The organism is Mucilaginibacter sp. Mucisp86, from assembly GCF_047324315.1.
In the GTDB taxonomy this organism is placed as follows: Bacteria; Bacteroidota; Bacteroidia; order Sphingobacteriales; family Sphingobacteriaceae; genus Mucilaginibacter.
Map to the genome: position 1 here is coordinate 4,782,889 of NZ_CP168503.1, position 26,413 is coordinate 4,809,301.

At 43.6% G+C, this 26,413-nt stretch carries 13 protein-coding genes; 10 read left to right on the forward strand and 3 right to left on the reverse strand.

Going from position 1 to position 26,413, the window contains the following annotated elements:
- Nucleotides 1–59: 59 nt before the first annotated feature.
- On the reverse strand, nucleotides 60–551 hold the full coding sequence (locus ACEN9X_RS20360; protein ID WP_413666872.1) for a hypothetical protein: 492 nt from the start codon (nucleotides 549–551) through the stop codon (nucleotides 60–62).
- Between ACEN9X_RS20360 and ACEN9X_RS20365 the strand changes: the two genes are divergently transcribed.
- The 10 genes from ACEN9X_RS20365 to ACEN9X_RS20410 all read left to right on the forward strand — a co-directional run bounded on the left by ACEN9X_RS20365 (nucleotide 540) and on the right by ACEN9X_RS20410 (nucleotide 21,703).
- Entirely contained in the window at nucleotides 540–791 is a 252-nt protein-coding gene (locus tag ACEN9X_RS20365; RefSeq protein ID WP_413666873.1) for a hypothetical protein, read from the forward strand. The two genes, ACEN9X_RS20360 and ACEN9X_RS20365, sit on opposite strands and share 12 nt — an antisense overlap.
- A 299-nt stretch (nucleotides 792–1,090) precedes the next feature.
- Entirely contained in the window at nucleotides 1,091–1,675 is a 585-nt protein-coding gene (locus ACEN9X_RS20370) for an RNA polymerase sigma-70 factor (RefSeq protein ID WP_413666874.1), read from the forward strand.
- Nucleotides 1,676–1,738: 63 nt separating this feature from the next.
- The gene (locus ACEN9X_RS20375; protein ID WP_413666875.1) at nucleotides 1,739–2,887 is read left to right on the forward strand and encodes a FecR family protein; all 1,149 of its coding nucleotides are present in this window, start codon (nucleotides 1,739–1,741) and stop codon (nucleotides 2,885–2,887) included.
- Nucleotides 2,888–3,114: 227 nt separating this feature from the next.
- Nucleotides 3,115–6,528, forward strand: coding sequence for a TonB-dependent receptor (locus tag ACEN9X_RS20380; RefSeq protein WP_413666876.1), 3,414 nt, complete (start codon nucleotides 3,115–3,117; stop codon nucleotides 6,526–6,528).
- A gap of 20 nt (nucleotides 6,529–6,548) precedes the next feature.
- On the forward strand, nucleotides 6,549–8,189 hold the full coding sequence (locus ACEN9X_RS20385) for a RagB/SusD family nutrient uptake outer membrane protein (protein WP_413666877.1): 1,641 nt from the start codon (nucleotides 6,549–6,551) through the stop codon (nucleotides 8,187–8,189).
- A gap of 347 nt (nucleotides 8,190–8,536) precedes the next feature.
- Nucleotides 8,537–10,756, forward strand: a complete 2,220-nt coding sequence (locus tag ACEN9X_RS20390) for a glycosyl hydrolase family 95 catalytic domain-containing protein (protein WP_413666878.1) — start codon at nucleotides 8,537–8,539, stop codon at nucleotides 10,754–10,756.
- Between the two features lie 88 nt (nucleotides 10,757–10,844).
- Nucleotides 10,845–12,668, forward strand: coding sequence for a glycoside hydrolase family 36 protein (locus tag ACEN9X_RS20395; protein WP_413666879.1), 1,824 nt, complete (start codon nucleotides 10,845–10,847; stop codon nucleotides 12,666–12,668).
- A gap of 57 nt (nucleotides 12,669–12,725) precedes the next feature.
- On the forward strand, nucleotides 12,726–15,158 hold the full coding sequence (locus ACEN9X_RS20400; protein ID WP_413666880.1) for a glycosyl hydrolase family 95 catalytic domain-containing protein: 2,433 nt from the start codon (nucleotides 12,726–12,728) through the stop codon (nucleotides 15,156–15,158).
- A gap of 66 nt (nucleotides 15,159–15,224) precedes the next feature.
- A complete protein-coding gene (locus tag ACEN9X_RS20405; protein ID WP_413666881.1) occupies nucleotides 15,225–17,723 on the forward strand; it encodes a glycoside hydrolase family 2 TIM barrel-domain containing protein in 2,499 nt (832 codons plus the stop codon).
- A gap of 17 nt (nucleotides 17,724–17,740) precedes the next feature.
- Nucleotides 17,741–21,703, forward strand: coding sequence for a beta-galactosidase (locus ACEN9X_RS20410; protein WP_413666882.1), 3,963 nt, complete (start codon nucleotides 17,741–17,743; stop codon nucleotides 21,701–21,703).
- A gap of 357 nt (nucleotides 21,704–22,060) precedes the next feature.
- On the opposite strand, the gene ACEN9X_RS20415 is transcribed toward ACEN9X_RS20410, so the two are convergent.
- Together ACEN9X_RS20415 and ACEN9X_RS20420 are read right to left on the reverse strand one after the other, a co-directional pair.
- On the reverse strand, nucleotides 22,061–25,189 hold the full coding sequence (locus tag ACEN9X_RS20415) for a TIM-barrel domain-containing protein (protein ID WP_413666883.1): 3,129 nt from the start codon (nucleotides 25,187–25,189) through the stop codon (nucleotides 22,061–22,063).
- 47 nt (nucleotides 25,190–25,236) lie between these two features.
- Complete coding sequence (locus tag ACEN9X_RS20420; protein ID WP_413666884.1) at nucleotides 25,237–26,340, reverse strand: phosphotransferase enzyme family protein; 1,104 nt, start codon at nucleotides 26,338–26,340, stop codon at nucleotides 25,237–25,239.
- Nucleotides 26,341–26,413 lie beyond the last annotated feature (73 nt).

Sequence of the window (26,413 nt, forward strand, 5' to 3'; positions counted from 1 at the left end):
ACCGTTAGTAGCCTCATATAGCCTGTCAGCTACAGATAAGTTACATAGAATATCAACAATCATAATAAGCATTCTTTTAGGACATCCTTTTCATTAACGCTCATCCAGATGATATTTAGCGGATTCAGATCGGTTAAAAGCCGCTTCTTTTGTCGCTGTATATATTTAATCCTCCTGGAATACTCATTGTTTTGTATCGCATTTATGATCAGATCGGCAGCATCTAATGGTTCTTTCACATTAACCCTGACAAAAGACCGCTCATCAATGAATTTTTCAAGATCCGGGCATCCATCATAAAAACACAAGGTCTCGGTAACAATCGGATCTACTATCTTTTCTGTAAAATAACCCGGCTCAAAGGAGTTTTCGCGCATAAAATGGTAATAATGCTGCCAGAGGCCGTCATATTTATCGGCCAATTCTCCCCTGTAATTCTTTAGCCTTTCGAAAAAATTATTTCCATATCGTTTTCCCCAGATGTCTAAGCCAGCAGCGATTAATTGGTCCAGCGTATTCACCATCCTCAGCCTGTAAAAATGGCCTTCCATAAATTGCAGGTCACTGGCAATGCAGGAAAGCAGCTTTTTTTTTGCAAAACTACCCCGTCTCCGCCATGGCCGGCGACGCCTAATATTTTCGAAGGCCAAAAAGGTAATGGCGATGATTTGAAATGGATTGAACTCCTGAAAAACAATTTGAATAGCCGGCTTGGGCTGCGCTATGAGCAAATTTTAGCTATTACCAGTGCATTTTCGTTGTTAAAAGCTCAAAGCAAACGTTTGCGTTGAGCTTTTAACAATAGCGTTTTTTTAGATTGAGTTTTGTTTGTCAATCCATGTATAGAATGAATATGAGGAAAAAAAAGTAAGTCATTTGAAACCAGTGTTAACTATGAACCCATAAAATTAATATTAGAGGCCATTCCGAAAGCAAACGTTTGCGTTTAGTTTACAGCTTATTTTTTTGATCTGCCTTTCCAATGAGTATATTTTTGAATACCAATTTTTAAGATCAAATTTTTATTCCCCCAAAATATCGTTAATGTATTTAACATTATTGGGCATTAATCCCTGATTGATTTAAATTCATGTTTGAGCCCGGGTTATATGAGGATCATGAGCTGCTTTTGATGCTGAAATCAAATAATGAACTCGGCCTTAAATGTATTTATGACAAATATTGGAATCGGTTATATCTTTCCGCTTTTAGTATCATCAAAGAAACGGAGCCTTGTGAGGATATCGTTCAGGATGTTTTGCTGCAATTATGGCTCAAAAGATCCGAAGTTGAAATCTATTCACTCAAATCCTATCTGTTCATGGCAGTTCGTTACAAGGTTTTATCCTTTATCCGGTCAGCTGGTAACCGAACGGTTTTTATTTGTCCCGGCGAACTGGAGCAATTGGCCGGCATTGAAGAATTAAAGGACCGCTTAAACGAACGTGATATCAACGACATGCTCAATAATGGCATTGCCTTACTGCCGGAACGGTGCAAGGAGGTATTTACGCTAAGCAGGAAAGAATTCCTTACCAACAGGCAGATCGCTGAGCGGATGGGCATCAGCATAAAAACGGTCGAAGCACAAATGACCATAGCACTGCGCCAACTCAGAAAAGGCATGAGCGATTTTTTATATGCTTTGATTGTTATATTTCTTTTAATAAAATAAAAAATTAAAAATTTCTTTAGGGGTCGGGCATTTCTATAGCGACGTATAGAAGTGGAACAACCCATGACTAACGAAGAATTTAAAACACTGGCTGCAAAATGCCAGGATGGAACGGCAACTAAAGCCGAAAAGGAGGCTTTTAATAGAGCTTATCAATTATTAGCCACCAGGTATACCGAGTGGGATAACGAGTTGATGGGTAATGAAGAAACGGTAAAGTCCAAACTTTATTCATCGGTAACCGCTAAAATCGCTATTACCCAAAGGAGAGGCAGAATTCGCCGCCTTCACATGTATGCAGCCGCTGCGGTTATCTTAGTATTTCTTAGTGCCGGAATTTATCGCTTATTACACGCGCCAAGCCAACTAAACCAAGCAGCCCATAACCAAACTAATGACCTCAAGCCCGGCGAAAACAGGGCTACATTAACGCTGGCCAATGGGCAAAAAATAGTTTTAACCAAAGATCTTGTAGGCCAACTTTCCAGGCAAGGGAATGTGAACGTTAGCATGAAACCTAACGGGACGGTTGCATATACTGCCGGTTCTGGTGGGCAGAAAATTAATGCCGGGACAGCGTACAACACCTTGACTACTAAAAAAGGGGAACAGTTTCCGTTAGTTCTTTCGGATGGCACGCAGGTAATACTTGATGCAGCCTCATCAATTACTTTTCCCGTGTCATTTACAGGCAAGCAAAGGGTTGTTTCTATAACAGGGCAGGCCTATTTTAAGGTTGTTCACAATGAGCATCAGCCATTCCAGGTATTAGTCAAAGGCCAAAAGATAAGGGATATCGGAACTGAATTCAATATAAATGCCTATGATGACGAAGGCGTTGTAAAAACCACTTTGCTGGAGGGGAGTGTAAAAGTTTCCACGGCAAATAAGGCGGTTGTATTAATGCCTGGCGAGCAATCACAGGTGGCTGGCGACATCAATACGATCACTGTTGTAAAAAACGCAGATATACAAAGTATTGTGGCGTGGAAAAATGGCCTTTTTCAATATAACAATGCCAGCATACAGGAAGTTATGCGGCAGATTGCCCGATGGTATAATGTGGATATAGCGTATGAGGGGGCAATACCACAACGCGAATTCTCGGGCAAAATGCAAAGAGACCTGAACGCTTCACAGGTATTAGACCTGCTTAGTTTTACCAGGATACATTTCAAAATTGAAGGAAAGAAAATTATCGTGACACCTTAACCAAAAACAGCAATCAGTTAATCCAATTATGTACACTAAATAAAAAAACCATGGCCGGCTAAAATTAAAATCGAGAGAGGTCATCAAATAAAAACCGGGTAGTGAGTCGAAGCACATCCCGGTAATAGTTTGAGCAACCTTCCCTGATTAACAGGGTAAACAATTTGCGCAATTGACAGAATTTTAACTCAAACCTAACAAATGTAATGAATTTTACTACTTTTTTTATGGCAATACGGTGCGTATTGCTGTCACTGGTTGCTTTGCCCGATTATGTTCGCAGGCACCCTCTACTGTTAAAAAAAATACTCATGCGGGTAAACACAACAGCACTCATTATTTTGATTGGCCTCCTGCAGGCCAGTGCGGCAACATTCGCCCAGAAGATCTCATTGAATGAGAAAAATGCACCATTAAAAAAGGTTATTTCATCCATAGAACAACAGAGCGGCTACGTATTCTTTTATGATGATAAAGATCTGGCGAAAGAAACTGTTACCGTTCGGCTGAACGATGCCAATATTACCGAGGCGTTGGATCAATGCTTTAAATCATTGCCTCTAAGTTATAGGATAACCAATAAAACTATTGTGCTATCGAAAATCGAGCAGGCATTGCCGGAAAAGGTAAAACCTGTAGCAGTTGCAGCTACTACCATCACCGGTACAGTTCTGGACGAACTAAATAAACCAATGCCTGGTGTTGCAGTAAAGATTAAAGGCTCATCAATTGGAACCGTAACAGATGATAAGGGTAATTTTAGCATTGCTGTAGATAATAACGATGTTGTACTGACCTTTTCATTTATTGGTTATGAAAAACAAGACATTAAAGTAGACGGTAAGCGGGTTATTAATATAACAATGCGCCCTGTTCCAACAGCTTTAAACGATGTAGTGGTGGTAGGTTATGGTGCCCAGAAAAAGGCAAATCTTACAGGTGCGGTATCTTCGGTTAGTGCAGCCCAGTTAGAAAACAGGCCGGTTACAGGTGTTACCAATGCATTGCAAGGCACTGTGCCGGGCGTTACCATCGTTTCCAACAACGGGCAACCAGGCAAAGACGCAGGCTCAATCAAGATAAGAGGTATAGGGACACTGAATAACACCAACCCTATGATTGTTATAGACGGGGTAATTTCTACTCCTACCGACATGAATGCTGTAAATGCTGACGATATTGACAACATTTCTGTATTGAAAGATGCTGCATCGTCATCAATCTACGGTTCACGGGCAGCAAACGGTGTTATTGTTATTACCACAAAAAAAGGAAAAAAAGGAACAGCCCAAATAACTTACAGCAACTACTTCGGCAAGCAAACGGCTACAGCCCTTCCTGATTATCTTCCGTCATGGCAGGCTGCTACTTTGTATAACGAAGCCAGGGTAAACGAAGGTAAATCCTCTTTATATACCGCACAACAGATACAAACTTTCAAAGATGGATCAGACCCCGCAAATTATCCCAACACCGATTGGCTTAAGTTGTTCTACAAAGGAAGCGGGTTTCAGCAAAACCATTTTGTAGGCGTCAATGGCGGTGGCGATAAAACCCAGTACGCATTTTCACTTGGTTATTTTGACCAGGACGGTATAACTCCAAAAACCAACACCCAGCGCTATACCACAAGGCTAAATGTAAACAGCCAGGTAAATAACAAGTTATCGTTTAACGCGAATTTGTCTTATACCTATCAACCGCTGATTGAACCTCAAAGTTCTTTCCCTGGTGTGCCGGATTTTACGCAGATGATCAGGCAAATTAACAGGATTTCAAATATTATACCTTATAAATTCCCAAATGGACAGTATGGCCACATATCGGATGGAAATCCTATGGCCTGGCTTAACTCACCTTCCTTTAATAATCAAAACGCCTATAATTTACAAGGGATAGCAGGCGCTGACTGGGAAATAATAAAAGGCTTACATCTTAAACCGTCACTTGGTTATAAACTGGTACAAAACCAAAATAAGAATTTCGTTTCATCCATACAGTATTATAATCCTGACGGAACAACCAGCGGACAGGCAAACCTCAGCAGCGCAACAGATACGTATAACAGCACTACCATTGTCACTCCGCAGGCGTTGTTGGATTATAGCGTAAAGGTTGGCAATCACGGCTTCAAAGCATTAGTTGGCTATTCACAGGAATATACTAAATATTATACACTAACCGGTTATCGGCAGGGATTCCTAAATAATGCCTTAAGTGATTTAACCGCTGCCCCTACTGATGGACAAACATCAACCGCTGATAGCTATGAGGTTGCACTGCGGTCTGTTTTTGGCAGGATTAACTACGATTATAAAGGGAAATATTTACTGGAAGCGGATTTGCGCGACGATGGTTCTTCGCGTTTTGCCCCATCTCTGCGCTGGGGTTTGTATCCTGGCGGATCGGCCGGATGGCGTGTGTCGGAAGAAGATTTCTTTAGTCCGTTGAAAAACGTACTCTCAAATTTAAAACTGAGGGCATCGTGGGGACAATTGGGAAATCAAAATTTAACAGGCAATACTTATACGAGCGTGTATTATCCCTATATACCTACTGTAACCACTATTAACCAGGGCTATCCTTTTGGTGGAGTGGTTAATGGAGGCGTAGCGCCTGTTGATGGCGCCAACACTGCTCTCGTTTGGGAGAAAACGACAGATACCAACTTTGGTTTAGATGCCGACTTTTTGAACGGAAAATTTAGTTTTACTGCTGATTATTTTATTAAAAATACTACCGGAATATTGTATGATCTTCCAGTTGGAGCACCTTATGGTTTAAATCCACCCTATCAAAATACATCCAGCGTGCGAAATAAAGGCTGGGAGTTTGCATTGACCTATCGTGAAAAAGTTGGCGCATTTGTCTTTAATGTGTCTGGTAATACTGCTTTGGTTCAAAATACGGTGACCGGCCTCGGTCCAAGCTCTGCGCCGGTGATTAGCGGTTCCACAATTACCAAAGTAGGGTTGCCAATAAGTGCTTTCTGGGGATACCAAACCCAGGGTATTTTTCAGTCTGCGCAACAGGTTAGTCAGCATGCCACTCAGAATTTAGGAGGTCCTACCGGTCCCGGCGACCTAATCTATAAAGATGTTAATGGCGATGGTAAAATTGATGGCAATGATAAAGTTTATCTTGGTTCTAATTTCCCGAAGGTAACGTTTGGCCTTAATATCAATGTTGTCTGGAAGCAATTTGACCTGACCGGTTTTTTCCAGGGAGCAGCTGGGGTTAAAAATATAATTTCAGGGCCAATGTTGGGACAGAACGGAAATGCTGTTGGTAAGCCAACCTCGGCGTTGCTCAACAGCTGGTCGGCAAGCAACACTTCGTCAGACTTCCCACGTTTATGGATCAATTATCGCCAGAACGATCCGGCTTCAAACCCATCATCTTTTTGGGTGAAAGATGCCAGTTATGTAAGGCTGAAAAACTTACAGCTTGGTTATACATTACCTCAAAAATGGTCTGACGCACTGCATATCAAAAAATTAAGGGTTTACTACAGCGGGCAAAACGTAGCTACGTTCACTAAATTTTACAAATGGGTAGACCCGGAAGCGCCTCGTGGCGAAACCGGCTATAATTATCCGCAGGTAAAAATAAATACCCTGGGCCTAAACGTGTCTTTTTAAGGCTTTTAAAATTAGAAATCATGAAAAAAAGCATCATATTTAAAATAATAGCATTACTGATTTTGTTTTCGTCTTGTAAAAAAGACTTCCTGTCGAGGCAACCTCAGGATGCTTATAGTAACTCAAGCCTATGGACATCTGCTGGCGACGCTAATGCCGCTTTAACAGGAGTTTACAATGGTCAACAGTATAATTTTAGCGACAATGGTCCAAGCTGGGCAGATGGCACGTTGATTGTTTATCTCGATTGCGCCTCAGATAATGCTTACGGGCAATATCCATGGGAAGGTTTCCAGGCCTTTGGTAATGGAAGTATTAATCCTACTAACACTAATGCAGCTAATCTGTGGAGCTATAAAACTATTCAAAAGTGCAATTTCTTTCTTACTAATGTAGTGGCGACACCGATGGACGCAACCTTGAAGAATCAAATGATTGCGCAGGTGAAATTTATACGTGCCTACGAATATTTCGTGATGAGCCAACTATACGGTGATGTGCCTTTAGTAATCACCGGCCTTACGATCCCCGCGGCCAATTCCGTTACAAGGACACCGAAGGCTGACGTTACTAAATTTATCCTCAGTGAGCTTACAGCCGCAATAGCAGACCTGCCCACCAGTTATTCTGCTGCTAATGCCGGTCATATTACCAAGGGGGCTGCCCTTGCCTTGAAGGCAAGGGTTGAACTGTATGAGCAGGACTATGCGGATTGCATAACAGATTGTCAGGCAGTAATGCAATTGGGTTACACCTTAGACCCAAGTTACCAGGATCTGTTTCGTATTCAGAACCAGGCAAACAATCCTGAAATTATTGCTGCCGCGCAATATGTTGAAAATCCATCTGGCAGTTCCAACGGGGTGTTGGGTGTAATGCCATCGAACTCTATGGGGGGATGGGCATCAATTGATCCGGTGCAAAACCTTGTTGACGCGTATGAAATGGATAACGGCAAACCGATTACCGATCAGGCATCAGGCTATGACCCTGCAAATCCATATAAGCACCGCGACCCACGATTGGCTGCGACTATTCTTTATCCGGGCGCGTTGGTAGCACCAACGGTACCGGGTGGTACAACCAGCTATTATGATCCTTTGGGCGCTTCTTCCCCGGATTATTATGCAAGCGGTAATAATACTTCGCCAAGCGGGTATGTGGTTCAAAAATATACCTCCCATATCAGCGACTTTGATCAACTGTTTCAAAGCGGCTTAAACATAACCGTTATTCGTTATGCCGAAATCCTTTTATCTTATGCTGAAGCAAAAATAGAGTCAGGCCAAATTGATGCATCGGTTTACAACGCAATAAACAAGGTAAGAAACCGAGCAGGTATGCCGTCAGTAGATCAATCCGTATACAATACCCAGGCTTCGCTGCGTGCACTGGTACGCAATGAGCGTAGGGTTGAGTTTGCATTTGAAGGTTTACGCTGGTTTGATATACAACGCTGGAAGATTGGGGCACAGGTGATGAACGGTGCTGTTTATGGAGCCAAAATAGGAACTGTTGATGCAGCTACGGGTAAATATACAATAACCGGGACTCCGTTAAAGGTTGAAGACCGCGTTTTCGCTGATAAAAATTATCTCTGGCCGGTACCACAATCAGAAATTGACATAAATAAAAATCTGAAGCAAAACCCTGGTTATTGATTGACTATATTTTGTATTGAAAAAGACACTTCGATTAGTGAGATCAATTGAGGTTTAGTTGATTAGCGTCCCTGTTTTACCGGGGACGCTTTTGCCTCTTTAAGTGAAGATCAATTATCGTAACAAGATAAATAGGAGTAGTATTTTATTTAAACAATTGATTATTAGTTATTTAAGTGGTCTCTCTCTGCGGATCTATATGAGCATCTACATCAACTTATCTTGTCGGTTATTTTTATCAGGGCTTTAATATTAGTAACGCCATACCTGCAATACATTGTTTGAAAACCTGCAACAAAGGATAATTAGGAATAAAAATCCCTGCAGAAGACCTAAATAAATAATTAATGCGACTGAAAAGTTTTTTAATCAGCACAAGTGCATGCGCGACATTGCTGCAGGCACACTTCGCCCTGGGACAGATAAAACCAGCCGGCGAGGTTGTAGGTAAGTACCGGAATGTTTTTACAGTTCCGCCGTCGCACATCCCGTCACAAGTTACCGTCGATGCGCCATTGTTGGGTAACGGCTTTACGGCAGCCGCCATTGCAGGCGAACCGGAACAGCAAAACTATTACCTGGCGCGTAATGATTTCTGGCGCCTGAAATCAAAAGTTGATAATTCTTTTCCGGCAGTGTTGGGTAAACTCAGTATTCATATACCCGGGCTCAAGAGGTCGAAATACAGGATAGAGCAGGATCTATATACAGCGATCACTTATTCTACATTTTCCAAAGGCGACACAATTGTTAAAATGTGTTCGGTACTTGCCGCAGGCAAGGATGTTCTGCTAATTGATATTACCAATAGCAGCAAAGTTATCCTAAATGGTAACGTAGAATTGGACCTCCCGGACACCAACCAGTTGCAAAGGGAAAATAAGTTTGAAGATACAGCGACAAAGGGAAGCGATAATCAGGGGACACAATGGATACAGAGAGGTTTTGTAAAAGACGTCGATATCACCACAAACGCGGTGGCCGCTTGTAAAATTCTGGGCAGCACCAATAATACGTTTTCGCTTGCACCGGGGAAAACCATCACCATAGTTTGTGCTTTCAGCAGCAACTTTAAAAATCCCAATCCCTTGCAATGGGTAAAAAAAGAGGTAAAAGGTGCTACAAGACAGTCCGCCTTAAAGGCTGTCTATAAACATAAATTGTGGTGGCGTTCCTATTGGAATGAGAGTTCGGTAAATATAGGAGATCCACTTATTGAGCACCAATATTACAGGTCGCAATACAATATGGCTGCATCATGCAGGGATCCAAAATTTCCCCCAGGCATTTTCGGTAGCTGGATTACTAAAGAAATACCCTTCTGGAATGGCGACTATCACTTAAATTACAATTACAGTGCGCCATTTTATGCATTGTATTCCTCCAATCATTTACGGCAGGCACTGCCCTATGAAGCCCCTTTAATTGACTTTATGCCACGGGGACGATTTTATTCCAAACAACTGACGCAATCGGCTGATGGTATTTTGTACCCTGTGGGCATCGGTCCATTAGGCATCGAAACTACCCGGCTCAAAGCGGATTCCGGGATGTTTTGGGGACAAAAAAGCAATGCGGCCTATTGCGTTACCGATTTAGCCATACAATTTTACAGAACCTATGACGAGAATTTTACCAGGCGAGTTTACCCGTTTGTTAAAGCTACTGCCATTTTTTGGCAGCATTATTTGAAAAAGTATGGCGACAGGTATATTATAGAAGACGATGCTGTCCAGGAAGGCGCTTATGGTACTTTTAATTCTATTCTTTCGCTGGGCCTGGTACCTATGGTATTCAAAACAGCCATCGATATGAGTACAATATTAGGTGTCGATAAAGATTTGCGCAGCGACTGGCAGGAAAAATCTGACCATATTGCCAGATACCCCTTACAAGTTCGTGATGGTAAAACCGTTTTCCGGTACAGCGAAAAAGGCCCGGCATGGTGGGATGACAATACATTGGGCATCCAGCATATTTATCCTGTAGGGGCCATTGGGTTAAACAGTGATCCTAAACTTTTAGAGGTTGCGCGTAATACCATTGCCGTTATGCACCGCTGGCAAGATTTTAATGGTTCAAACAGCTTTTTCCCGGCGGCTGTTCGTGTGGGATACAGCCCTGACACCGTCCTTCATCAACTCAGGAAATATTGTACCAATACTTATCCAAACGGTTTTAGAAAAGGTAACCCTCATGGCATAGAAAACTGCAGTACAGTACCCAATACCATTAATGAAATGTTATGCATGAGTAACCAAAACCTGCTACGTGTTTTTCAGGTGTGGCCGAGAGATAAAGATGCGGCTTTTTACAACATCAGATGCGAAGGGGCCTTCCTTGTTTCGTCCGAATTGAAAAAAGAGCAGGTTAAGTACGTGCGCGTTATGAGCGAGAAGGGACATACTCTTGTATTGCAAAATCCATGGCCGGGTAAAATGCTAATAATTAATAGCAATAAAACAGCCCCGAGAAAGCTGTCAGGCGAGCGATTAACAATTAATACCAGTAGGGATGAAGTGCTGACAGTAACCTGTGGGGGAGATAAAAGCGCGCTGCCGAGATAAAAAACGGAGACGGCTGGAAGCGTGAAGCACGGTAGATTTTACCACCAAAACGAACTCTTTTTGTAGTTAAAAACATAGAAAAATAGATATGAAAAAGCTGCTGTTATTTCTCATTTTTTTGATTCCTGGCATGGTACAGGCGCAGGGGAAAATATCTGAGAATTTTTTGACTGGTTTGAGAAGAGCATCATATGCGATGATATTGCAGGATGGCTCTGTGGTAAATGCAAAAGATGCCATTGTAACACGCAGATGGAACAATGGTTTATGTAAAATATCGGTGCAAAACAGATCCGGCAAACCTTTGCGAATACGTGAAGTTGTTGTGTTCGACTGGCAGCACGGTCTCTCGGGCGCTACGCCCATTTATGGGGAAGGTTTTCAAAAGCTGTCGCAAACAGGCGGTACACTTGCCCATCCTGAAGACTTGGGCGGGTACACAGACAGAGGCCATTACAAAATTCCCGAGCCCGAAGGTTTGCGGACAGTGTATGGAATGCTTATGCTTCAGTTAAATTCCCACGACCGGGTTTTGCTGGCTGCCACATCTTGCAATAGGTTTATTTCCAGGTTTTCTTTTGATGACAGACGGATGCGCATTTCCATGGATTGCGAAAACCTGGTTTTAAACCCCGGGCAAAAATGGGAACTTGAAGAGTTTATGGCAATTTCCGGAGCCAACAGGGAGAAACTATACGATCAGCTAACCGCGGCTATTGCTGAGCATCATCCGCGTTCACATAAAATTGCAGAGCCAATGGGTTGGTCGTCCTGGGCAAGTTTTGGGCCAAATATTACGGCAAAAGATGTTGCCGGTAATGCCGACTGGATTGTTAAAAACGCCCCGCAATTAAAATATATTCAGATAGATGATGGCTATCAACCATGGATGGGGGATTGGCTGGACGTTGGAAAATCTTTTGGCGGCGATGTAGGCGAAGTGCTTCGCCAGATAAAGTTGAAAGGGCGGCAGCCGGCTATATGGGGGGCACCCTTTATCGCCAGCCCGCAATCAAAACTGTTCAAAGAACATCCTGATTGGATGGTAAAAGATGAGAACGGCCAACCCCTGCGGTCTGATAAGATCGGTTTTGGCGGATGGAGGCTTGGACCCTGGTATGTACTGGATGGCACCAATCCGGCTGTGCAAAATCACCTGACCCAACTATTTAAAACTATGCGGGAAAAATGGGGCTGTACATATTTTAAATTAGATGCTAATTATTGGGGCGCTATGCACGGCGGAGTGCATTATGACAAAAATGCTACGAGAATTGAAGCCTACCGTCGGGGTATGGAAGCGATACGAAAGGGTGCGGGAGACGCATTTTTGTTAGGGTGTAATCATCCTATCTGGGCTTCGCTTGGGTTGGTTGATGGTTCAAGAAGCTCCAATGATGTAGATTATTCCTGGCAGTCGTTCAAAACCGTCGGCAAGGAAAATTTACTGCGTGGCTGGCAGAATGGACGGTTGTGGTGGAACGACCCTGATTGCATTTTGCTGGGTGCCCCGCGTCCGGATCAAACGCCGACTGATAACGAATATTTTTTTCATGCTACAGTTAATTATGCTACAGGAGGTATGCTGTTGAGCGGGGACGATCTAACCAGGCTGCCTGCGGAAAGGGTGACGATATTAAAGAAATTGATACCACCAAGCGGTGTTGCAGCAAGGTTTGAAAATGAAGATTTTGAAATAGGTGTTACACGGGAAAAAGGGGGCAATGTTTATTCTGTTTTTAACTGGAATGACACTGCTGCGCGACGAATAGTAAAATTACCTGCAGGCAAATACCGGCTTACCGATAAATGGACAGGTAAGTATTTAGGAACTTTCAGCGACAGGTATATTATTCAATCGCTTGGGCCTCATTCGGCAATGCTGATCGTGGCAAAAAGAATTGAGATCTAGCCAATCGAAAAATGGAAAAAAAGTTTTGAACCCGGAGTGGTCTAATTGAAAAATAAAGTGAACAGATTTCAAAATATAATCAAGAAAACTACCTGGCTTGTTGTTGTATTAATCGGCCTGCTAAGCAGCGTTAAGGGCCAGGAGAGGACAGAAAAAAATAACCGATGGATCGCATGGTCGCGACAACCCGCCATGGCCTGGCAGGATGCTTTTGTTACGGGAAATGGGCATCACGGCTGGATGCAGACAGGTGCCCCGGGAGCCGAACGTTTTATAGCGGTGCATGAAGAACTTTTTCTACGGGCCTGGGACCGTAATAAAATAGCGGTTGCTAATATCGCCAATCTATTGCCACAAGTACGCCGGATGGTAGCCCATGACAGTCTTGACGCGGCCGATCAGTTTGCTTGTACCGCAGCCCGGGACCAATTGAAAAATATGGGCGCGCTGCAAGCCTGGCCGGTTTCGCCGCATCCGGCTTTTGACCTGAATATCCGGAGCCAAACAAGCGGGAAACCTAAAAATTACCGCCGCCAATTAAACCTGGAGACAGGAGAAGGCGGCGTTCGCTGGGCTGATGATGCAGGCGAAGTAGAACAAAGTTTTTTTTCATCAAGGGTGCACAATGTAGATGTATTACGAATAAGAGGGAACAGTGGTCGCAAATTAAATCTGACGCTAAGCCTTGATGAAACACCCGGCAGAAAAGGAGATGTTGATGGAGTGGATGTGAGTAAAGCCTTTCGCAGCATTACCAGCAATGCAACCAGCGATGGGTGGATAAGCTATCATGCTCAATATGCCAATGATTCAGGCGGATATGAGGGGTTGGCAAGGGTTACAATTAAAAGCGGCTCGTTTAAAACAGACGGCAAGAGACTAAGTATTGAAAACGCAACAGAAATATTATTAGTGCTGCGTATTACACCACTGCTTTATGGCGCTACAACAGAAGCAACGAGCGTAAAAAATGAATTAAGCATGTTGCCATTAAGCTATGAACAATTATTAGCACCTCATGCGAAAGCTCACGCAGAAATGTTCAATAGGGTTGCTTTAGATTTGGGTGCTGCTCATGAATGGCAGACCACACCAACGGAGATAATGCTTGCCGAAATTGAAAAGAAAGGTGTTACGCCGTTGTTCCTGGAGCAAATGCATGCAATTGGCCGGTACTTGATTATAGCGGCATCGGGTAAATACCCCCCTCCTCTCCAGGGAATATGGGGTGGCGGGTGGACTCCCGCGTGGAGTGGCGGCTTTGTATTTGATTCAAATGTAAACCTGGCTATTGCTGCAATGTCTACCGGCGATCTTCCGGAATGTGCCGAATCTTATTTTAGTTATGTAGAGCGGCTACTGCCTGCCTGGCGCCTGAATGCAGTTAATTATCTGGGGTGCCGGGGCTTTTTAGTGCCTCATTACAGCGACCCTGAAAAGGGTTTTTTAAATCATTTTGGCCCCGGTTATCCCTGGATGTACTGGCCTTCCGGCGCAGGCTGGAATCTGATGCCTTTTTACGAACACGGAATGCTTTTTGGCGATACAGCCTTTTTACATAAACGGGTATTGCCATTGTATCTTGAAATGGCTCAGTTTTATGAAGATTACCTGGTTAAGCTTGATGATGGATATTATCATATTATGCCCGGGATATCTCCCGAAAACAATGTAGGGGACAATAGTACCACGCTGGCCAAAGATGCCACCATTGATATTGCCGTAGCCAGAGAGGTATTTGAACATCTGCACACGCTGGGAAAAATGTTCGCTCTTGATCGGAACGATATGGATAAATGGAAGTATTACCGTGATCACATCGTGCCATACCGTGTAAATGCAGATGGTGCACTTGCTGAATGGGCGCCTGCTAACTATCCGGATCATTATGAACACCGGCATAATTCTCATTTATATCCCGTATTTCCCGGTACAGAGTTTTTGCAACCCAACATAGACACAGCATTGTTGCATGCGGCCCGCATAGCGCTCGCAAAACGATTTAAATATGACACAGAATCGGCGCATGGTTTAATACATATCTCGTTAATGGCCGCCCGCCTGCACGATGCCGTTAAAGTAATGGACAATCTTAATCGGTTTGCGGAGCGAAAATACGTTTATAACGGACTGGTAACCTCTCACAACCCTAATCATTCTATTTATAACCTTGACGCGGCGTTGAGCATCCAGCGCCTGCTTTCGGAAATGATGGTGTTCTCTCAGCCGAAGTGCCTTGAGCTTCTGCCTGCATGTCCTGATAATTTTCCCGATGGAAAGCTGTCGGGCATTCGTATACTCGGCGGACACAAAGCAGACATTGTTTGGGCCCATGGTAAATTGATAAGCCTCACTGTTCACGCCGGCAAAAGAGATACCTGCAGAATTATTTATAAGGGTAAGTCAAAAAATGTACTACTGACAGCCGGGCACAAATTTACGTTTGATAAAAATTTGGATCTCGTTGCCAACGCTAAACCCCGCCTTTAAGATGCACGATACAGATGTAAAGTAAAGCCAGATAACTTCTTTCTTCTCAAGACAATATAATTAAACATGAATCCTAAAAAATTTTCTCTTATTATTCTTTCATTTCTATTTGCACATACTGTTTTTGCACAGCGCAGTTTGTTTAATAGCGGATGGCAGTGTAAGTATGTCGAGTATGCGGCAAACAAAAGTAGTGACACATCACATAAGCTGGGAAACAACTGGAAAGATCAGTTCCTGATTGAAAAAATAAATATAGTTGATTCCTCTTTCAATAAACACGTTGATGTTGAGAAGGAATTACAACAGCTAAGCAACAAAAAATGGCAAAAGGTTACTCTGCCCCATATTGCATTCCCCGAACCACTGGTCATAACAAAGCCAAGGGAGGGGATCGCCTATTATAAAAAGGACTTTTTTGTAAGCGAAAAACTAAGGGGGAAAAGATTAAGTATAGAGTTTGAAGGCGCTATGCAGATAGCGGACGTATGGATGAATGGGAAATTGGTGTCGCAACATCAGGGCGGTTATTTGCCTTTTACTATTGATATTACAGAAATTGCCAGGTATGGCGGATCAAATACAATTGTATTAAAGCTGCAGAATAAAAGCAACCCGGTTGTGCCCCCCGGAAAACCTGTAAACAAGCTGGATTTTATTTATTATTCCGGCTTATATCGCAACGTTTGGCTCCGGGTGAGCAACCCATTGCACATCACCAATGCTAACGCAGTGGATAAACAGGCAGGCGGCGGCATTTTTGTTACATACCCTTCAGTCTCAAAAGAGCGGGCAACTGTCGATGTTCAAACACATGTCCGGAATGAAGGAAATGCTGTCGCAAACTTCAACGTGGAACAAAATTTAATAGATCCAACTGATCATATTGTTGCAAGCATAAAATCTGATAGTAAAAGATTAACCGCCGGAGCAGACAAGCATTACAGGCAGAGCATAACCGTCAACAGACCTTTATTATGGCATCCGGACCATCCTTACTTGTACCGTCTTCAAACCATCATAAGAAAAAGAAATAAAATATATGATGAAAAGACAACACGCCTTGGCATCCGCAGTTTTGAGCTGTCAAAAGATAATGGTTTGCTGATAAATGGAGAGCCGTTTATAATAACGGGGACAAACAGGCATCAAAACTACCCTTATATCGGCAATGCTTTGTCGGACAATGCGAACTACCGCGACGCCTACCTGATAAAATCTGCAGGCATGAATTGCGTGCGCACGGCGCATTATCCGCAAGCTACCGCGTTTTTAGACGCTGCGGATGAGTTAGGTATATTAATCGTGGACTGTATTCCTGGCTGGCAGTTTTTTAACAAAGATCCGGCGTTTGCCAAAAATGTATTTTCTGATATACGACAGACTATTCGCAGGGACAGGAACCATCCTTCTATTTTATTGTGGGAAACGAGTCTTAACGAAACGTACCCACCGGCTGAATTTCGCTGCAAACAAAATGAGGTGGCAAAAAGCGAATGGATTGGTATGAAGAACTTTTTTACCAGTGGCGACTCTTATTACACGAAAGCCTGCTGGGATGTGCCATATGACGATTGGAGCGATGACTGGGGACCCGAAAAAAGAAACAACACAACTTACCCTGAACACAATTTTTTAATAAGGGAATATGGCGACTACGAGTTTGGCGGCGGTAACAGCACATCGCGTCAACTGAGAGGAGCCGGTCAAAACGCACTATTGCAACAGGCGTGGAACCTTCAATGGGAGCATAACAAAAACTTATCAGCTTTACCCCGTTGCATAGGCGATCTAACCTGGGCTTTTTATGACGGACTTGCAGGTGTAACAGATGAAATTGAGGCATGGGGTGTTTCTGACCTGCTAAGGATCCCCAAATTCTCCTTTTATTTTTTTCAGAGCCAACAGCCAGCTTCAGTAAATAAAAATCTGCCGACAGGATCCGGGCCAATGGTTTTTATTGCCAATTACTGGAAAGAAAAGACGGACGGTGATAAAGTAGTAGTGTATAGCAATTGCGATGAAGTGGCTTTGTATGCAAATGATAAGCTGATTGCAAAACAAGCGCCTGACAGCGGCCCGGAAACCAATTATGGATCTGATTTACAAGCCGGCGGAAAACCCTTTGATGGTGGCAATTGCAATCATCTTAAACATCCGCCTTTTACCTTTCATCATATTCCTTTCATGCCCGGAACATTAAAGGCAGTTGGTTTAATAGATGGCAAAGCAGTAACATCTTATCGTATCTCGACACCCGGCGAAGCAGCTGCCATTCAGTTGGAAATAAATGATTGCGGAAAACACTTCACTGCAGATGGAGCTGATGTGGTTTTTGTGCATGCTAAGGTGGTGGACAAAGAAGGTAATCTATGTATCGATAAAAGCATGCCTTTAACTATAAAAGTATCAGGCGACGCGACACTCGTCAGCCCCGAAACGGTCAATGCCGAGGCTGGCATTGCTACATTTCTGTTGCGTGCCGGAACACATCCGGGAAATGTTCAACTGATTTCCGGCGCCTCCGGATTGAAAGAAGGACACCTAACTGTTCATGCTTATTAAATACCAATTTTCTAAAAATGAAAAAACGAATTCTGCCATATTTTTTATTCCTGTTCTTTTTTGGCCTCGCCGCGGTTGCCATTGCACAGCAGCATATTTATACGCCTGATAATAAAAACGGAAATTACACCAATCCACTGCTTTGGGGCGATTGGCCCGATCCCGATATCATTCGTGTGGGTGACGACTTTTACTTTGTATCGACAAGTATGCATTACGTGCCAGGCTGCCCGATTTTGAAATCAAAAGACCTCATTAATTGGCAAATGGCTGGCTACGCCGTGCAAAGGTTTGATGAAGACCCGCGGTATGATCTAAAGGGCGGAAATATGTATCTCAGAGGCTCATGGGCCGCATCTATCCGCCATCACAATGGCTTGTTTTATGTGGGCTTTTGCACGCCGCAATGGGATAAAGAAAAAGGTCATTTTTCAATTTGTACAGCGAAGAATATTGAAGGCCCATGGACGCGAACGATATTTCCGGAGTATTTGTATGATCCGGGCCTGCTTTTTGATGATGACGGGAAAATATATGTGGTTCATGGCCAGGGTAAATTATATGTTACTGAACTCGCCGCCGATGCCCGATCAGTGGTTGGCAAACCAGTACAGATATGGAACAAACCTATTGAAAAACCGGACGGATCTTCGGCCCCCTATGACAAATACGGTATGGAAGGTTCTCATGCCTATAAAATCAACGGATATTATTATATAACCTGTCCTGCAGGTGGAACGGAGGGGTGGCAGGTTTGCTTGCGAAGCAAAAATATCTATGGGCCTTACGAAAGTAAAATAATTGCCCAGGATGAGTCGACTTACCCCAATAATGGGCTCCACCAGGGCGGTATGGTACAATTAAAAAACGGTGACTGGTGGTTCATAATTATGCAAGACCGAGGACCTTTTGGTAGAGTTCCTAACCTTCTCCCGGTAGTATGGAAAGATGGCTGGCCGATGCTGGGAAAAGACGGAAATGGCAAAGGACTTGAGGTTTATGGCAAACCAAATGTAGGGCAGTCATTTGCAGTGGCTGTCCCGGCAATGTCAGATGAGTTTAACAGCCCGAAGCTCGGCCTGCAATGGCAATGGAACCATAATCCTGATAATAAAAAATGGTCACTTAAAAACCGCCCGGGATATTTATCTATCAGTGCTTCGTATGCCGGTTCTTTAAAAGAAGCCAGTAATTCGTTGAGCCAACGGGTTCAGGGCCCTCAGTCTTCCGGAATGGCTGAGCTTGATGTAAGCGGACTCAAAGATGGAGACAACGCAGGGTTGGCAGTTTTCCAGTTCCCATACGCATTTGTAGGTGTTCAGCAAATAAAAAATCAACGACAGATCGTGATGATTAATGATGGTAAAACCATTGCCGTAGTTCCTCATTTTAAACAAACAAAGATATGGCTACGGGCTTCTGCCGGTATCGAAGGTGGCGGCACAGCTGGTTTCGCATACAGCACCGACGGAAGAACTTTTCACAACATCGGAGACAAACTGAAAATGGGGCTTGGACTTGACTGGACGGCTAACCGGTTCATGCTGTTTAATTTTAATTCAATTGCCGGTAATCCCGGCGGCAATGCGTATTTTAATTGGTTTCATTTTTCTGGCATCAATTCAAATACAACAAAAGCCCGTATCAGTTATAATGGCGACTGCATGAAAATAGATGGTGATGATGTTTTTATTTACAGCGCAGCTTTTCATTATTTCCGCGTCCCGAAACCCTTATGGCGGGATAGACTGGCAAAAATAAAAGCGGCCGGCTTCAACACAGTTGAGACATATATTCCCTGGAATATCACCGAACTCAATATGCCTAAAAACGTGCGGGACCAATCCCAGTTTGATTTTACAGATATAAAGGACTTTTTGAAAATCGCTTCGGACGAGTTCGGTTTATATGTTATTGCACGTCCTGGTCCGTTTATTTGTGCAGAATGGGGTGGTGGCGGCTATCCGCGCTGGCTGGCAAAATATAAGCCGGCAAAATATTCTGATGAATTTTGGCTAAGAAGTAATGATTCTGTTTATATCCAATGGAGTAAACATTGGTTTAATGCAATAGATAAAGTGTTGCTTCCTTACCAGGTTACCAACAGGCATCCCGGCAGTAAAGGCATCATCATGGAGCAGGTTGAAAACGAATACGATTACCAGGATGCAAAAGATAAAGCAGCGGCATTGAAAACATTTTACCAGACGGTAAGAAATGATGGGATCGACATTCCTTTATTCACCTGTCTCACCAATGAGTGCAGAGGCAGCCAGGATGAAGTGCTAAAAAATGTTTTTGATGCAGAAAATCTTTACGTGGGTTTGAAAGAAGCGCCGGGCTGCGCGCAGCGTATTGCACATTTAAAGCAACAACAACCCAATGCGCCTGCTTATGTAACCGAACTGCAAGGGGGCTGGTTCTCACTTACAAAAGGGAGCCTCAGCGAAGATAATTATTCCGACTACAGGCACTATCAGGCAATTACATTAATGTCTATGCTAGGCGGCGCAACAGGGTTAAACACGTACATGTTTGTTGGCGGCACCAACTTCGCCGGCTGGGCCGCAAGAGGCCAAACCACTACCTATGATTACAATGCACCTGTCCACGAGAACGGCAGTCTTAGTAAAAAATATGAGGTGGCCCGGCAAATAGGTACTTTTATACGTAAATATGGAGCTGCTCTGGTACATGCAAAAGGCGGGCCTTGTACACTGATTGATGGTGTTAAATCTTTGTATGGAGGTGTAAGGGTTTCGCCAGACGGAACAAAGTTTGTGTTTTTACACAATACCGACCCTGATCAAAGTGTCGCCGGTACTGTAACCCTGATGCCAGGCATATTATCAAAAAATGATTCCGTTTATAATATTGATCAGAACGGTCAAAGAGTGCTTATTAAAACAGGTACCGGAAATAATGATACTTCTTTGTTTAAACCTTTTCGCGTCACTTATCAATTAAGCGGGTTAGGTTCAAAAGTTTTGGTTATCCCTCCGGGAAAAAAAACTGATGAAGGTATGTGGTGGTTTGGCGATAAAATAGCGGAGGCTCCAAGTATTGTGAAGCCTGTTCATATGCGTATGGCTACGGTTTGGAAACGAAATGAAGATCATCAGGTGCAGTGGGTGAATGCAACCAGATCTTTACCGGAAATGGGTGTGAATGATTGCAGGTATGTATTGTATCGTTCCTCGGTTACTTTACGCGAAGAAGCACTGCAATCGTTTAGCCGGCTGCTGTTCAATACGTACTCAAGAGACATTATTGATGTACAAATTAATGGAAAAATTGCCCGGAGACTGGCACCGTCAGAGCAATATGCGGCAGAAGCAACGCGCAATCTTAAAACGTCTTTCCAACCTATAAAAGATAACGAATTCGATAACGCTTTTGACGTTACAGGATTGATGCACGAAGGCAAAAATGAAATTGTGGCGTTATACGAAAATATTGGCCATGAACATGGTTACCAGCCAATGGAGCAGCTTTGCGGAATCAAAACAGCAGGGCTTAGCGACACGTTAAACGAGATTAAGTACAAGCTTGACTGGCAGGTAAGTAACAATGTTTCCGGGGTAGAAAATAAGTGGACGGATGAAAATATTGGCCATGAAAACTGGGCAAAAGTAAAACTTGATACGATTACGTCCATACCGCGAAAAGGAAACAATATTCAGCCCAAGGGGCGGCGCGATGCGCTGATGACATGGTACAGAGCGGAATTTGAAATGCCGAAATCAGCTGACTGTAAAAAAGCACTATGGCGTTTATTAATCAACGCATCGGGTAATGGGTACATTTATTTGAACGGGCACAACCTTGGTCGTTATTGGGAGATAGGGCCACAGCGGGAATTTTACTTACCGGAATGCTGGCTGAATTTTGACAGCGGTAAAAAGAATGTTATTAGTATCAGCCTCCGTCAGACCATTAATGGCGGTGAGATTAAAGCAATGGAAATTGGAGTATATTAACGAGGAATGCCTCAATCCTGTCATTAGTCTAACGAAATTTGTTTGGGTGCTACTTTTTTGGTCAGATGGCCGGCCGTTAATCCGGGCTATATGTATTTGATGCCGGCGGCATTCAGGGAGAAACAAAAAACGCAGGAGCAGAAGGGAATGATGACCACGAAAGCTAAGTGATACTGTCAATTATAAATAACCATGTGTGTGTTCAAATATAGTGATTAAAGGCGACCCATGCAGTCTCAGATGTTGAAGTAGTCGGTCGTTCGCAGTATGGTACTTCAAATATACGACAATTAATGCCGCTAAATCCTGAAGCAAAGGAGGTCACTCAGTCTCCTTTGCTTCGGGATTGACCCTGATTTACAGATTGGCTACGGCTATCGTTTGTTTAACCGAGGTGCTCAGATAGCTGGTTTTTATGTGAACTGTACCGGTTTTATCATTTTTATCAAAATAGTAACCGGTTTTAGCCTTGTCAAATTGCTGCTGGTTTTTAAATGCCTTAAGCTTTTGGTTATTTACGTTTACAGCTTTAGGCGCTTCGGTTTGGTGAATGTCAAGCAGGTAAACCCTTTCTTTGCTCATGCCGTTATAACTGCCCCTGGCGGCGTTAATATTAATGCTAATATCGTTGGCGGCATCAACAGTTATCAGTGTTTTGGCAAAAGCGCCGGTTTTATACTGGCGGGTGAGACCGTCATCCTCATACAGGTCAAAAGCCGATTTTTGGTATGGGTAAATAGCTAAGGTTAATGTATCTGTTTTCTTTTCACTGTCGTAATTCATGGCGGGGTACATGGGGATAATTGCACCTTGCTTAACAAAAAGAGGGAGTTTTTCAATTGGGGCAGGGTAATTGTTGAGCCATGTGCCGCCCTCCATTTTATGACCGCTCCAGTAATCATACCAGTTGCCCTTAGGTAAATAAATACTGTCTCTTTTGCTTTCGCTTTTGTAAACAGGAGCTACAAGCAACCATTCGCCGTTCATGAACTGATATTGTGTTTTTTTGCTCCAGGTTACGCTGTCTGTTGGGTATTCAAGCACCATGGCCCTGCTGGCAGGCACGCCTGTTTCATGTGCCGTTGCGCAATACGTGTACATATAGGGAGTTAGGCGCATTTTAAGCTGCAGGTATTTCCTGTTGATGGATGTATAAGGCTCGCCATAAATGTAGGGTTGTTTATCCTTTTTTGCCCAGCCGCTCATCACCATTAAAACGGGCGTAAAGCACTTCCACTGCAGGTCCCGCACATAGGTTGAATCACTGCCGCCGAAAATACCGTCTACATCGCCGGTTGCAGCATTTTGAGCCGAGAGACCTGAACCAATAACTGTTGGAATATGAAACCTAATGTATTCCCAATTGCCCGATTGATCGCCCGACCATACCGTTGAGTAACGCTGTGTGCCGGCCCAGCCCATTACGCTCCATATAAAGCCACGGGCATCGCTGTTGTTTTCAATACCTTCGTAAGCTGCTTTGCAGCCGTCAAGGGCATATTTATAGCCGGGGCCAACCCAGGCAACATCTAACTTAGCTACCCTTGAACCGTATTGACCCACTTCTTTCGCTATCTTCTCAACGCCGTTCTCAGTCCACAGGCCGGTGTAAAAACCACGTTTATGAAGCTCCATAATGGTCGAATCGAGCTTGGTATAACCGCAACCGTAACCATCATTAGGAAGGATCCAGCCGCGTGGCATATTATTGGCCACATACTTATCGGCCACCAGTTTAATAACATCGGGGGTGGTGCCGTTAATGCCGGTACCCGCATAGTTTTTGGTGTCGGTGCCTTTAACACCACGGTTATAGCAGTTGGCATCGCCCATGCTTAATGCCCATCGGGGCATTAAAAACGGGCGACCGGTTATTCGGGTGTATCCGTTTAATATTTGTTTTAATGAGGGGCCGTAGAAGTAAAAGCAATCGAAACGATTTTCATTATGTGTAAAGGCCAGCTGCTCTTTAAATGAATATTTGCCTGCATCAAAAGTATTACGGAATGCACCGTAACCAGCAGTCGACATGTAAAAAGGAGCTGGATTAGCCCTGCCGCCATCATCCCAGCCGCCGCCTTTTTCAATCAGGATATCCTTATCGCGGTGCGAGAAATAACCATTTTGCATGCCGCAGCCATAAAAGTATTCATTGGCCTGGCGTTTCATCGTTTGAGAAGTATGGGCGCCGAATGATATCGGTTGGGCTTCCTCCCAGATCAGGCGGGTATCGGTGACATCATACATGGCAAAGCGCAGGGGGGCTTTAAATACCCGCAGTATGCATTGGGCGCTTTTAAGCTGGTAATAAGTGCCTTTATCTGCCCAGTTAAGGGTTGGGTTTTTACTGCCATAGTCAACTACAATATCGTTGGCCGCGGGGTTGGTAAATTCGCCATCAGGCGCCATCCAGATCCTGAAAATATCGTCACCGTAAAAAATAACCTTAAAGGCCGACAGACCGGCGGCAATATCAAACTCATTACCGGCAGCTTTAAAATTGGTAAGGTCGCCAATTTTTGATTCTTTGGCGGTTATTTTGGTGAAAAGACTGTTGTTTGATGGTTTTTGATCTCCATCAAAACTCAAACTGAAATTTAAGCTATGTAAAGGCCTGTTAGTTAAATCGGTTGCGGGGAGTTTAACCAAAACTTCTTCACCGGGTTCAATGCCTTTTTTGAGGGCTGCAACATTAGTTGTAATTTCCTTTTTACCATCAATTGTACAGCTAACTTTAAAAGCCGAGCGAATTGTTTCAGTACCACTATTTTTGACGGTAACTGCTAAAACATCGGCTTTGGTAAAGGTATTATCGCCTTCGTTGTGTGATTGTAAACGGCCTATGGCCAGGTCTTTGTTGTAGCCCTGGGCCAGCTCAATATCATCAATCATCCAGTACCAACTGTAATAGCCTTTCCAGTAAAAACGCAGGTATACTTTAGGTTTGTTGGCCGCCAGTTTGGTGATATTAAGCTCCTGGTTAACCGGGTTAAACATATCGGCAGCGGCAGGTGCGTTGTTCATAACATTGATGTCGGTCCACTTTTCGCCGTCGGTACTTATGCCCGCAAACAGGCCTGCTCCGGGTGCAGCTGCTTCGGCATTATACCTGAATGTTTGCTGAAAACGCAATATTACCGACGATTTGCCCGAACAGTCAATAGCTCCTGTTTGCATCCAGGTATCGGGGTGCCAGCCTTTTTTGGTCCACCTTGGCTGGTCTTCATCAACAAAATAACCGGCCTGAAACTGCAAATGGTAGCCCCTGCTTTTTGAAGCGATAGGAGGGGCCTGCTGCTGGTATTGGTAGGAACCGGGATAAGGTTGATTGGTAATCAGCCACTCCAGGTTTTGGGTGCTTTTATCAACGTTCTTCCATCCCTCAGGCAGTTTAGCACCCTTAAAATTCTCCGACCAAAAAACCTTTGGATCGGGCGTAGTGGTTTGGGCGGATGCCGGTAAAAAATGCAGAGCTGTAATAGCCATGAGTATTATTTTTCTAAAAAGTTTATTCATAAAGGTGATAAGCTTGGTTAGGCCGAAGGCTGGGTTTGGTTATATCTATGTTCGCTATGGTTGCCCTGGTTTACTTCATCAATGAGCTGATTAAAGGCCGGCTCTGCGTTCACATACTCGTTGAGGAGCCTGAATTGATTTTGAGCCCTTAACAGGTTATGGCCGGGGTACCTGGCACCGTAATAAATATCGTTATTTAAAAAATCGGTTAAAAAGCGCAGCGCCTGCATATATATCATCATTTTACCCGAAAATATAAAATGCTCTTTTTCGGTTTCGGTTAAGATAGCGCTCATTTCTGACAGATAGCCGGTATAGATAGCTCTGAAAAAATCCTCCCTGATACAGATCTTATTCAGATCCTTCTCTTCCTCACTTGCAGGTGAAAGGTAGGTGCGCATCATATCTCCCACATCGCTTAGGTAGTAACCAGGCATAACGGTATCCAGATCAACCAGGCATAGTGCATTTTGCTCATCATCAAACAGGATGTTGCTTATTTTGGTGTCATGATGTACCACGCGCATAGGTATTTCCTCGCCACTGATCAACTGGTTGTAGGTTTCTAAAATATGCTGGTGTTTATATACCTCATTGATTTCGGCAGCCGCCTCTTCCTGCTTTGTGGTTTCTGCATTTTTTACAGCTATTTTGAACTGATCAAACCTTAAAGGCAGGTCATGGAAGTTTTGTAGGGGATATTCAAGCAGGCTGATGTCAAAATCTTTAAGCAGGTAGGTAAACTTGCCAAACTGTTTGGCCGCTTCATAAGCCTCTTTTTCGTTTTTCAGAACATCAACCGAGTGTGAGCCCTGCACAAAGGGGAATAACCGGTAATGCTCGCCTGTGGCTGTCCTAACTATAAAGTCGCCATTGAGGCTTTTTAAAGGAGCCACAAACAAATAGCCGGGCGCGGTTTCATTGATATATTTTTCTATTAAAGCCAGGTTGTTAACTATATGGTACGGTGCCTTGAAAATATTGGTGTTAATTTCCTGAAGGATATAGTTTTGGTTATTAGCGGTTAGTTTGTAAGTATGGTTTATTAAACCTGAGCCATAAGGGGCAATTTTAGAACCAATTAAGCTTAGTCCATAGCTTATGAGTACATCATCGATCATATTATTTTGATTAACTAAACCAAACATACTTAAATAGGTAAATGAAACCCACACGCAAACGTTTGTGCTTTTT